The 11,710-nt window shown below is 37.5% G+C and carries 13 protein-coding genes; 9 read left to right on the top strand and 4 right to left on the bottom strand.

Annotated features, from left to right (window positions below):
* Positions 1–3: 3 nt before the first annotated feature.
* Complete coding sequence (gene pyrE, locus ESU54_RS08755) at positions 4–645, top strand: orotate phosphoribosyltransferase (protein WP_111844610.1); 642 nt, start codon at positions 4–6, stop codon at positions 643–645.
* Between the two features lie 24 nt (positions 646–669).
* A complete protein-coding gene (locus ESU54_RS08750; RefSeq protein ID WP_111844578.1) occupies positions 670–1,062 on the top strand; it encodes an SRPBCC family protein in 393 nt (130 codons plus the stop codon).
* 8 nt (positions 1,063–1,070) lie between these two features.
* On the opposite strand, the gene ESU54_RS08745 is transcribed toward ESU54_RS08750, so the two are convergent.
* The gene (locus tag ESU54_RS08745; RefSeq protein WP_111844577.1) at positions 1,071–1,802 is read right to left on the bottom strand and encodes a biotin--[acetyl-CoA-carboxylase] ligase; all 732 of its coding nucleotides are present in this window, start codon (positions 1,800–1,802) and stop codon (positions 1,071–1,073) included.
* Positions 1,803–1,892: 90 nt separating this feature from the next.
* Here ESU54_RS08745 and rsfS point away from each other — a divergent pair, with 90 nt between their 5' ends.
* The 6 genes from rsfS to ESU54_RS08715 all read left to right on the top strand — a co-directional run bounded on the left by rsfS (position 1,893) and on the right by ESU54_RS08715 (position 6,697).
* Complete coding sequence (gene rsfS, locus ESU54_RS08740) at positions 1,893–2,264, top strand: ribosome silencing factor (RefSeq protein ID WP_111844576.1); 372 nt, start codon at positions 1,893–1,895, stop codon at positions 2,262–2,264.
* 14 nt (positions 2,265–2,278) lie between these two features.
* Positions 2,279–4,234 carry an ATP-dependent zinc metalloprotease FtsH gene (ftsH, locus tag ESU54_RS08735; protein ID WP_111844575.1) on the top strand — a complete coding sequence of 652 codons (1,956 nt, stop codon included), beginning with the start codon at positions 2,279–2,281 and terminating at the stop codon, positions 4,232–4,234.
* Between the two features lie 110 nt (positions 4,235–4,344).
* Positions 4,345–4,956 carry an LUD domain-containing protein gene (locus ESU54_RS08730; protein ID WP_111844574.1) on the top strand — a complete coding sequence of 204 codons (612 nt, stop codon included), beginning with the start codon at positions 4,345–4,347 and terminating at the stop codon, positions 4,954–4,956.
* A 1-nt stretch (position 4,957) separates the two neighbouring features.
* On the top strand, positions 4,958–5,791 hold the full coding sequence (locus ESU54_RS08725) for a phosphatidate cytidylyltransferase (protein ID WP_235004580.1): 834 nt from the start codon (positions 4,958–4,960) through the stop codon (positions 5,789–5,791).
* Positions 5,781–6,431, top strand: a complete 651-nt coding sequence (locus ESU54_RS08720; protein ID WP_111844572.1) for a phosphatidylserine decarboxylase family protein — start codon at positions 5,781–5,783, stop codon at positions 6,429–6,431. The genes ESU54_RS08725 and ESU54_RS08720 overlap by 11 nt, the downstream gene beginning before the upstream one ends.
* A complete protein-coding gene (locus ESU54_RS08715; RefSeq protein WP_111844571.1) occupies positions 6,431–6,697 on the top strand; it encodes an acyl-CoA-binding protein in 267 nt (88 codons plus the stop codon). Before ESU54_RS08720 ends, ESU54_RS08715 begins: the two co-directional genes overlap by 1 nt.
* On the opposite strand, the gene ESU54_RS08710 is transcribed toward ESU54_RS08715, so the two are convergent.
* Both ESU54_RS08710 and ESU54_RS08705 read right to left on the bottom strand, forming a co-directional pair.
* Positions 6,698–6,940 carry a hypothetical protein gene (locus tag ESU54_RS08710; protein WP_111844570.1) on the bottom strand — a complete coding sequence of 81 codons (243 nt, stop codon included), beginning with the start codon at positions 6,938–6,940 and terminating at the stop codon, positions 6,698–6,700.
* Positions 6,941–7,093: 153 nt separating this feature from the next.
* On the bottom strand, positions 7,094–9,724 hold the full coding sequence (locus ESU54_RS08705; RefSeq protein ID WP_111844569.1) for a valine--tRNA ligase: 2,631 nt from the start codon (positions 9,722–9,724) through the stop codon (positions 7,094–7,096).
* A gap of 128 nt (positions 9,725–9,852) precedes the next feature.
* Here ESU54_RS08705 and ESU54_RS08700 point away from each other — a divergent pair, with 128 nt between their 5' ends.
* On the top strand, positions 9,853–10,248 hold the full coding sequence (locus ESU54_RS08700) for a DUF1573 domain-containing protein (RefSeq protein ID WP_111844568.1): 396 nt from the start codon (positions 9,853–9,855) through the stop codon (positions 10,246–10,248).
* Positions 10,249–10,305: 57 nt separating this feature from the next.
* On the opposite strand, the gene ESU54_RS08695 is transcribed toward ESU54_RS08700, so the two are convergent.
* Positions 10,306–11,562, bottom strand: a complete 1,257-nt coding sequence (locus tag ESU54_RS08695; RefSeq protein WP_146743992.1) for an aspartyl protease family protein — start codon at positions 11,560–11,562, stop codon at positions 10,306–10,308.
* Positions 11,563–11,710 lie beyond the last annotated feature (148 nt).

The following is an 11,710-nucleotide window of genomic DNA, read 5'->3' as shown; positions in this document are numbered from 1 at the left end:
ACAATGATATTAAACAAAGAAACGGCACAAAAAACCGCTGCGTTACTATTGCAAATTAATGCAATTAAATTGCAACCACAAAACCCTTTTACATGGGCATCTGGATGGAAATCTCCAATTTATTGCGACAATCGCATTACACTTTCCTATCCCATGATACGAAACTATATACGTGAAAACCTTGCAAAACAGATTGAAGAACTCTACGGAAAGCCTGAAATGATAGCAGGTGTAGCCACTGGCGCGATAGGAATTGGTGCTTTGGTTGCTGATTATTTGAACGTTCCTTTTTGCTACGTACGTCCCGAAGCAAAGGGTCACGGACGCCAAAATAAAATTGAAGGCCATTTAGAAAAAAACACAAATGTAATTGTTGTTGAAGACCTAATTAGCACTGGAAAAAGCAGTTTGTTGGCGGTAGAAGCATTAAAAGAAGCAGATGCGAATGTAAAAGGAATGCTTGCAATTTTTAGCTACGGTTTTAGTACTGCAGAAGAAAATTTCAAAAAAGCAAATGTTACCTTGAACACTTTGAGTAATTATGAAATGTTGCTGAAAGAGGCCGAAAAATCAAGGTATATCAATTCTGAAGAAGCGGTCTTGCTTTCTGAATGGCGGAAAAATCCTGCTGTTTGGGGGAAATAGTATTATTAATTCAAAAATCACAAAATGAAACTAAATAGTAAAAAAGTAACTACACAAAAATCCGCAGCAGACCTTTGTGATTTTTTAACCGAGGTAAAGAATTTTGAAACATTAATGCCTGAGAACATCAGCAAATTTGAGGTTATTAGAGAAAATGCATTTGTTTTTGCTTTAAAGGGAATGCCTGAAATTGCATTGGAAGTAAAGGAAGTTGAAAAACCCAACAAAGTGGTTTTAGGAGCAATTAGTGATAAAATTCCTTTTACATTGATTGGAAATATTGAGGAAGTTACTGAAAACACATCAACCGTAGAGTTGCTTTTTGAAGGCGAATTCAACGCGATGATGGCTATGATGGTAAAAGGACCGATTTCAAAATTTATAGATACGATTGCTTCAAACTTAGAGCAGGCTTAGTTCTGTTATTAGTAAATCAATTTTACTTCTTTTAATTGGAATTTATGAAATGGACCGTTTTCGGTTTCCAAAATAAGTTCTCCTATTTCAGAAACACCTTTTATTATTCCGTTAAATCGCAAACCATCCGGTGTTTCAAAAACCGAAACCTTGCCTTTTCGAAATAATTCGCTCTCATATATTTGCTTTATTTTTGATAAATCGGCTGTTGAAAGGTTTTTTAAATTTTTGAAAACGGCTTTCAAAATTCTATGAAGAACTTCTTCCAACTGAAATGTTTTGCCAGTTTCAAGCTTCATTGAGCTTGCTTGTGGCAGATTTGGAAAGTCTGTTTCATTCACGTTTACTCCAAATCCTATTATTGAATATTTAATAAAACTGCCTTCAAGTACATTTTCAATCAAAATCCCGCCTATTTTCGTATTGGCTGACAATATGTCGTTTGGCCATTTTATTGAAATATTTGGAACATTCAAGCGGTTTATGGCTTCCAATATAGCTAATGAAACAGCCATTGAAATTAAAAATTGACGCTCTGCCGATAGTTCTTTAAACTCTTTAAAGATGCTGAATGTAAGGCTTTGGCCTTTCTTTGAAAGCCAGCCATTGCCCATTTGCCCACGACCTGAAAGCTGGTTTTCTGTAACCAATACAGTTTCATCCAGCAATTGGGTTTCTTTTGCCAATTGCTTTAAGTAAGTATTAGTAGAATCAATGGCACTAAGTTTGATTATCTTCAAAACGATATTTATGTTTTAGTATTACGCTTTTAAGGCGCTTCAAGAAACAAAAAAGTAATAACTTTGCGAAAAAGAAAAGAAAAATAATTAATGCAGAAAAAACAAGCAGAAACAGATCAACTTATTACTCAAATAATACGAGGGATTGAAGATGTAAAGGGAAATGATATTGAAATTCTTGACCTAAGAGATATAGAAAATACCGTTTGTGATTATTTTATAATATGTAATGGTACCTCAAACACACAGGTGAACGCCATTGTGAATTCCGTTCAAAAATCAGTTAGCAAAGCTTTAAAAGAAAAACCTTGGCACGTTGAAGGAAGCGACAACGCAGAATGGATCCTTATGGACTATGTGCACGTTGTTGTACACGTTTTTCAGAAGCATATCCGCGATTTTTATGATATTGAAGGACTTTGGGGTGATGCAAAATCAGTTAAAATAGAAACAACAAACTAAAAGAAAATAGCCATATGGCCGAAGAAAATAAAAATAAGAAGAGCGATTCAAAACGACCGAAGCCCAATTATTATTGGATATATGCGGCAATAATACTTTTGTTTTTTGGCATCCAAATTTTTGGAGGCGGTAGTTGGTCACAGCCTGAAAAAACAAACCAAGCAAAGTTTGAGGAATTTTTGAAAAACGGCGATGTTGAAAAAGTTGACATCATTAACAAAAAAATCGCTAAAGTTTATCTTACAAGTGTTGCAAAAGAAAAGGAAATCCATTCCAAAAAAGGAAACACACCTTCCTTTTTAGCACCAGGCCCAAATGACCCTGATTATCAATTTGAATTTGGTGATCTTCAACTCTTTCAAAAAGATTTTCAGGATATAAAAACAGAAAACGGTTTGACTACCCCTTTAAATTTCGAAACAGACAATAACGTTTGGGGCGATATTTTAATGGGTATTTTACCTTTTGTCATTATCATCGGTATCTGGATTTTCATAATGCGTCGTATGTCTTCGGGCGGTGGCGGTGGCGCTGGTGGCCAATTATTCAATATTGGCAAATCCAAGGCAAAACTTTTTGACGAAAAGATCGATGTGAAAACTTCTTTCAAAGACGTTGCAGGCCTTGAAGGTGCCAAAGAGGAAGTACAGGAAATTGTGGATTTCTTGAAACAACCTGAAAAATATACTTCCTTGGGAGGCAAAATCCCAAAAGGAGCATTATTGGTAGGCCCTCCCGGAACAGGTAAAACCCTTTTGGCAAGAGCTGTTGCAGGCGAAGCCAAAGTTCCTTTCTTCTCACTTTCAGGTTCAGATTTTGTTGAAATGTTTGTGGGTGTTGGTGCTTCTCGTGTACGCGATCTTTTTAAACAAGCAAAAGACAAATCGCCCGCCATTATTTTTATTGACGAGATTGACGCCATTGGTCGTGCCCGAGGTAAAAACAACTTCTCAGGAAGCAATGACGAACGCGAAAATACTTTGAACCAGCTCCTAACCGAAATGGACGGCTTTGGAACCAATACAAACGTAATTGTTTTAGCCGCCACAAACCGAGCTGATGTTTTAGATAAAGCTTTGATGCGTGCCGGACGTTTTGACAGACAAATTTATGTGGACCTTCCAGATGTTCGCGAACGCAAAGAGATCTTTGAAGTACACTTGCGCCCCATTAAAAAAGATACTGAGCTGGATACAGATTTTCTAGCAAAACAAACTCCTGGATTCTCTGGAGCAGACATTGCGAATGTTTGTAACGAAGCTGCGCTTATTGCCGCCCGAAATGGCAAGAAAGCGGTGGACAAACAAGATTTCCTTGACGCAGTTGATAGAATTGTTGGCGGTCTGGAAAAGAAAAATAAGATAATGACAATGGACGAAAAACGCGCCATTGCATTCCATGAGGCTGGTCACGCCACTGTAAGCTGGATGCTTGAGCACGCCGCCCCATTAGTTAAAGTTACCATAGTGCCCCGAGGCCAATCTTTGGGAGCTGCTTGGTATTTACCAGAAGAAAGGCTTATTATCCACCCTGAACAAATGTTGGATGAAATGTGCTCCGCCCTAGGTGGCCGTGCAGCAGAAAAAGTGATTTTCAACCGAATTTCCACAGGAGCATTGAGCGATCTTGAAAAAGTGACCAAGCAGGCACGTGCAATGGTGACCATTTACGGCCTGAACGATAAAATTGGAAACCTAACTTATTACGACAGTAGCGGACAGTCTGAATACAACTTTAGCAAGCCGTATAGCGAAAAAACTGCTGAGCTTATAGACAAGGAAATTTCAAAACTTATAGAAGAACAATACGATCGTGCGGTAAGAATCTTAGAAGAAAACAAAGATAAATTGACCGAATTGGCGAACGTATTGCTAGAAAAAGAAGTTATTTTCAAGGACAACCTTCAAAAAATATTTGGCGACCGTCCTTTCGAAATACCAGAAGATGCAACAAGAGTGGCAACAACTTAATTGTTGCCACTTTTTGATTTCGTAATAAAACTTTTTTTGGCAACACAACTTCAATATAGTTTTATATATTTGAAGTATAACGTATTTACGAACTCCTCAATTCATTATTAATGAGTCTATTTAAAAGGCTTTTAAACCCTAATTATAAATCGGAAGAAAAGGCCAAGCGCGCCGAGAAAGCCGATCATAGCACCTATTACCCTGAGCAAAAACTTCCCATTGACGAAAAATTTACCTATAATTTTAAAAATAACGGCGGTAAATTTATTTATTGTGAAAATTGGGAAGAGGCAACCGAAGCATTTGACAATATAATGCTCGAAAACGATTGGTATGAGCAGGAAGTGTTTTGCGTAAACGAAATGCTTTCCAAAAAATTTGATGGTTTCAACCTCAACTTTACAAAAAGCTCGGATTCAAAATTCTTTCTTTCAACTTGTGAATCATTGGTTTCAAACAATGGTTCCATTTTGCTCTCCTCAAACCAAATAAAGGAAAAGAAACTGAATGAACTTCCCTATAACTTTATCATTTTTGCGACAACTAGCCAGATTGTTGATACCATCAGCGAAGGCTTACGGACTATAAAAAACCAAAGTTCTGGTTACATTCCCAGTAACATTACTACTATTCAAGACTTTGAAACCGAAAAAGAAAAGGATTTTATGAGTTATGGAAGTAGCACAAAAAACCTATATTTGTTGCTACTGGAAGACTTATAATATGAAGGAAATTCTCGTACGGACCCTATCGGGCGTATTATACATTTCGATCATCATTTTTGCAATGTTCACTTCGCGCGAATGGTTTATGGGGCTCTTCTTTGTACTTGCAGTTATCACTTTAAGCGAATATTTAAAACTGGTTCACCTTACCAGCTATCTTGCCTATTTTCTGCTTGCAGCTGCATTTTATTTTTTAAGCTATAACGTTTTTGAAGATAATGCTGTTTATCTTCTTTTGATTTTAAGTGGTTTTGTCAATCTTTTTTTATTGAAAGACGTATTGTGGACAAGCAAAATCCCAATGTTTGAAAAGAAAAAATACGTTACCGTAGTCTTCTATATTATAAGCGGTTTCGTTTTTCTTACCCTAATACCAATTATGAATATTGACGGTAGATTTATGCCGGAAATAATCGTGGCGGTTTTCATACTAGTTTGGAGCAATGATACGTTTGCCTACCTCATCGGAAAAAATTTAGGAAAACGAAAACTTTTAGAACGCATTTCACCCAAAAAGACTGTTGAAGGTTTTGTTGGTGGCATGTTGGGTGCTCTTTTGGCAGGATTCGTTATCTTTAAAGTGTTGGAAAACTACCGGCCGATGGATGCTGAAAAGTATCCATTGTGGGTTTGGATAGTGATGGCTATTATTGTTGCTGTTTTTGGAACGATTGGAGATTTAATACAATCTAAATTTAAAAGACAGGCTGGTGTTAAAGACAGTGGAATCATTATGCCGGGCCACGGCGGGTTGTATGACCGGTTGGACAGTATTATTTATGCCAGCCCATTTATATATGCATTTTTATTAATTGTAGACAATGTTTCATAAAGAAGGTTTCAAAATTATTTTTATAGCGCTGGTAATTGTTATCGGGCTTAGCCTTTTGGCAAATGTGTTTGTGGGAGATCAAACCATTCGCGGTGGAGTAATTATTTCTTTGATAATAATTTTGCTGTTGGTCTTACAGTTTTTTAGAAACCCGAAACGAAATTTTTTGGTACATCCAGATTATGTTTTATCATCGGTTGATGGAAAAGTTGTGGTTATTGAAGAAGTCTTTGAAAACGAATATTTCAACGATAAGAGATTGCAGGTTTCTGTTTTTATGAGCCCAATAAATGTGCATATAACTCGCTATCCTGTTAGTGGAAAAGTGGTTTATAGCAAATATCATCCAGGAAAATATTTGGTAGCATGGCATCCAAAGTCTTCTGAAGAGAATGAACGCACAACGGTTGTTGTGAAAAATGATGCTTTCGGAGATGTTTTGTTCAGGCAAATTGCTGGAGCAATGGCAAGACGGATTGTAAATTATGCCGAAGTAAACCAAGAAGTGGAGCAAACATCAGATAGCGGTTTTATAAAATTTGGATCACGTGTAGATATTTTTCTTCCGCTTGATGCAAAAATAAAAGTTGCACTCAACCAAAAAGTTAAAGGAGGAATTTCAATAATCGCTGAAAAATAATGACTTCGGAAGAGCTTGATATAGCCTTTAAGAATGCCGTGAAGAGCATCAATGAGCATACGGAGCCTTTTCCTGCAGATGTTCTGTTGCGATTATATGCTTATTATAAACGAGCTACTAATGCTGACCATACACCGACCGGCGGCAAGCCCCATATTTCTGCTTTTAAAACCAATGCGCTTTTCCAAACCCGCGGACTTACCTGTGATGAGGCCAAACAACTCTATATTGAGGCCGTGAATCAGTACTTTTTATACCGAAAGTAATTAGGCCTGCTGTGCCTTGTTGAATTCTATTTCGTAATCCTCTATTGCTTCACTAATTTTATCAACATTTTCTGATGCGCGCTCGTGGGCGGCTTCCATTGCTTTCTCTAAGTCCTTATCTGGGTGCTGGAAAAGATCTGTTATTACGTGGTTTATTTTGTCAATAATACTTTTTTGACTGTTTTTTATATCTTCCAGTTTGTGAAGCATTGCTTCCATTTCATTATATTTTGCTTGGTCCATAATTGTTTTCTTTGTGAACAAGTTACGGGCAAAACATTTCAAAAATTAGAAATTAACCTTGTTTTAGAATAAATTAAGAGTTTTTAACTGCTTTTAATTTAAAAGACCTATCAGATTTTAAAATCTGATAGGTCTTTTATTCAGTAAAAAATATTATTTTAATCCTTGAAGACTAGCCTTCAAAGTTTCAATCTTCGCCAAAGCATCCGCTTCTTTCTGTTTTTCCAAAGCCACAACCTGTTTGGGGGCGCCACTTACGAAACGCTCGTTTTTTAATTTCCCTTGAACACTTCTTAGGAAACCTTCGGTGTATTTTAGTTCTTCGGAAAGCTTTGCAATTTCTTCTTCTACGTTTAAGGCACCGGTAATTGGGATGAAATATTCGTTGCTCTTTACGCGAAATGTTAGGGCGCCATCCAGTTTTTCTGAAATGTAATTCAACTCTGAAACATTGCCGAGTTTTGATATTACCGCATCAAATTCTTTTGAAGCATTGTCGTTATTAAGAACTGACAGCTTGATGGTGTCCTTAAAGGAAATGTTTTTTTCTTTGCGGATGTTACGGATTCCGGAGATTACCTCAGAAGCGAATTCGAAGTCTTTTATGATTTGTTCATTATAAGATTCCATTTTTGGCCATTCAGCAATTATTAAAGCTTCGGAAATATCACGTTGTGTGATGTGTTGCCAAATTTCCTCAGAAATAAAGGGAACGAAAGGGTGTAATACTTTTAAATTATCTTCTAATACAGATATTACTTCCAAATAGGTTTTTTCTGAAATCTTTTCGCCGAAAGGTGGTTTTACCATTTCTAAAAGCCAAGAACAGAAATCGTCCCAAACCAATTTATAAGTTGACATTAAAGCATCACTGATTCGGTATTTGCTGTAATGATCTTCAATTTCTGCCAGTGTTTTTTGAAATTTGTTTCTATACCAGTGCAGGGCGGTAATGTCGCTTTGGGATTGTTCTTTTTCCAAGGAAACTTCCCAACCGTCAATTAAACGGTAAGCGTTCCAGATTTTGTTTACGAAGCCGCTCCCCTGTTTGCAGAGGTCTTCGTCGAACATTAAATCGTTACCCGCTGGAGAGCTTAAAAGCATCCCTACACGCACACCATCGGCACCGTAAACGTTCATTAAATCTATAGGATCAGGAGAGTTACCTAGGGATTTACTCATTTTTCTACGTTGCTTATCACGCACGATTCCTGTTAAGTAAACGTTTGTGAACGGTTTTTCGTTTCGGTATTCGTATCCAGCAATAATCATTCTTGCTACCCAGAAAAACAATATTTCGGGGGCGGTAACGAGGTCGTTAGTCGGGTAGTAATAATTAACTTCTTTGTTATCCGGCTCCAAGATTCCGTTGAAAACGCTTATTGGCCATAACCACGAGGAGAACCAAGTGTCTAGCGCATCTGGATCTTGTTTTAATTCGCTTGCGGTGAGTTGTGAGTTATTGGTTTTCTCTTTTGCTAGTTTAAGCGCTTCTTCAATGGTTTCGGCAACTACGAAATCTTCTTTACCATCACCGTAGAAATACGCTGGGATTTGTTGTCCCCACCAAAGTTGGCGAGAGATGTTCCAATCTCGCACGTTTTCCATCCAGTGGCGGTATGTATTTATGAATTTTTCTGGGAAAAGATGCACCTCTTTTTCAAGCACGGCATCTAAAGCAGGCTGTGCAAGTTCTTTCATTTTAAGGAACCATTGGTCGCTGAGTTTTGGCTCTATTACTGCACCAGTACGCTCGCTCGTACCAACTTTGTGCATATGGGTCTCAATTTTTGAAACCACGCCCATTTCTTCAAGTTCCTTTACTATTTCCTTACGAACCACGAAACGGTCTTTACCTTCGTAATGAAGGCCGAAACTGTTCAAGGTTCCATTGTCATTCAGAATATCTATGATTTCAAGATTGTGTTTGTCGCCCAGCATCTTGTCGTTTTCATCGTGTGCAGGGGTTACTTTTAAGCAACCTGTACCAAACTCGATATCTACATATTCGTCTTCAATGATAGGAATCACGCGATTGCTAACGGGAACAATGGCTTTTTTTCCTCGAAGGTGAGCAAAACGCTCGTCATTTGGGTTTATACATATTGCAGTATCGCCTAAAATGGTTTCAGGACGAGTTGTGGCGATGGTCAATATATCATCGCTACCTTCAATTTTATAGTTCAGGTAATAGAGATTTCCCTGTTTTTCTTCGTAAATAACCTCTTCGTCAGAAAGTGTAGTCTTTGCTTGGGGATCCCAATTAACCATTCGATAACCTCGATAGATGTTTCCTTTTCGGTATAAATCTACAAATACCTTTATCACAGAAGCAGACATTTCTTCGTCCATAGTGAACTTGGTTCGTTTCCAATCGCAAGAGGCACCAAGTTTTTTAAGCTGTTCCAGAATTATTCCACCGTGTTTATGGGTCCAGTCCCAAGCATGTTCTAAAAACTCTTCGCGGGAAAGGGTTGCTTTATCAATTCCATCGGCTTTTAGTTTTGCAACCACTTTAGCTTCCGTAGCAATAGAGGCGTGATCGGTACCCGGTACCCAGCAAGCGTTAAACCCCTGTAAACGTGCACGACGAATCAAAACATCTTGCAAGGTATTGTTGAGCATATGGCCCATGTGCAGGACACCAGTTACGTTTGGAGGTGGAATGACGATGGTGTATGGCGTTCTCTCGTCAACTTCTGAATGAAAATATTTATTTTCCATCCAATAGCTATACCACTTGTTTTCAATCTGTTTTGCATTATATTTTGCTTCTAAAGCCATACTTTGGTCTGGTATTTGTACAATGAGATGCAAAAGTAATTATATCTCAAGGATAATAAAAGTGAATAAGTTATTTTGCTCGTTGTTCAAAAGTTATTTACTTTAGCAATCATTAAAAAAACAAAATCATGAAAAAATTAGCTCTTATGGCTCTTGTTGCCTTTATCGGTTTTGCCGCACAGGCGCAACAAGCAAAAATTAGTTTCAAGGACGACACCGTGGACTACGGCACCATTGCAAAAGGTAGTGATGGCGTTCGCGTATTTGAATTCACTAATACAGGAGATGCTCCCCTTATTATTAGTGATGTAAAATCCAGCTGTGGATGTACTGTCCCAAAAAAACCCGATGGCCCCATTGCTCCTGGCGCTAGCAGCACCATTCAGGTTAAGTATGACACCAACCGTGTTGGTCCAATCAGAAAAACTATTACCGTTTATTCAAATGCAAGCGAACCTATGGTGGCCTTAAAAATAAAAGGTGAAGTGATGAGCGACTCCAGTAGTGTTTTGGAAAAAAGCTAAAAACTTTACTCTTAAAAAAAATTCGGCTGGAGCAATTTTCTCCAGCCGAATTTTTTTTTAGAATACACTTTTAAGGTAGAATTTTACCCTGTTTGTGTATAAGCCTCTTTTAAACTCTATATATATCCGTTTGCCTTCATCGGTTGAGAACATTTCGATCAATTGGTAGAGTTCATATTGATAACTAGGCTTTCCATTTATGCTTATTACTTCATCTCCTTTCTCAATTCCAGCCAAAGCAGCCGGAGAACCTTCGCGTACTTCGGCCACAACATATTTTGGAACCAATGAGAAATGGATTTCGGTTGTTATCGATACGCTGTTTCTTGTGAAATTATCAAATTGGTTTGCTCTGTCTGAAAAAACAGGAGATTGCTGTTTTTCTTTCACCAGTTCCATTCCATCATGCTCAAGCGTTATCCCGCTCATATTATAATTGAAAGGGTCGTTAAATTTACTGTTTTTCTTAAATCGAACCAGTTTGTTCCCATAATCAAAAGTAACAGTAAACCTACTCAAAAAACCACCACCCAAACTACCGTCCCTGTCTTCGTAATAGCGAGCTTTCATTATTGCAATTTCTTCGGGGAAGGAAGTATTCACTTCTTTTAGATGGTAATTGCCCAAAATAAGGTCTGGAATTCGGGCACGCTTGCCAAATATATTTCCACTAAGTCCAAGCCCCAAAAAATCTTTAAAATAATTTTTAGGGGTTTCTTTAATGAAATCGTAATCATCAAAAAGCCAAATCACATCACTTGAGCCAGAATCAACGAGTAACTTAACTTCTTCCTCCTTTTCCTGTGAAGCAACTTTTAAAGAAATATACGGTTTGCTTCCCACAAAATTTAAAGGTAGATCCTCACATTTTTTGCAAGATTTTAAAGAATACTTTTTAGGGTCATAAATGGTTATGAATTGGGAAGAATAATTAATCTTAACAATGAAATTCTGAAAAAATTCATTCCCCAAAATACCGTGGATCGGAATGCCCATTCTTGGAGAAAAATTAAGAGAACTATCAAAAATAATGTAGATGGAGTGGTTCCAGTCCATTGCATCGCCAACTTTAACTTTATTGTTTAAACTTTTGAGAGCTTCTATTGTTCCCCCAGCTCCCAAACCTTGCAAAAATAAGGGAGATGTGTTCCGAAACTGAACACTATCAGATGCTTCCAAACTAAAAAGGATGCTAGATCTCACCCCCGTATCAAGAATAAAGGATAGTGTGGAGCCGTTGATTTCCACTTCAACAATAGGTAGATTGTTCACCAATCGAAAAGGGATTCGACTCTTCTTTTTATTATTTTGCAAAAAAAAGCCCGTTTGTGCCGAAATTGAGGCACAAAAGCAAACTATCACAAGAAAAAACCATGATTTGCGCAAATTTTTAAGAATTTTTTTGAAAACAGTTGAAGGTATAAAAAAAAGGCGAATGTTGCTATGGTCACAATGGAATTAT

Source organism: Aequorivita antarctica (assembly GCF_007997155.1).
Classification (GTDB): domain Bacteria; phylum Bacteroidota; class Bacteroidia; order Flavobacteriales; family Flavobacteriaceae; genus Aequorivita; species Aequorivita antarctica.
Note: the sequence above shows the minus strand (reverse complement) of the source record. Positions and strands in the feature narration are given on the sequence as shown.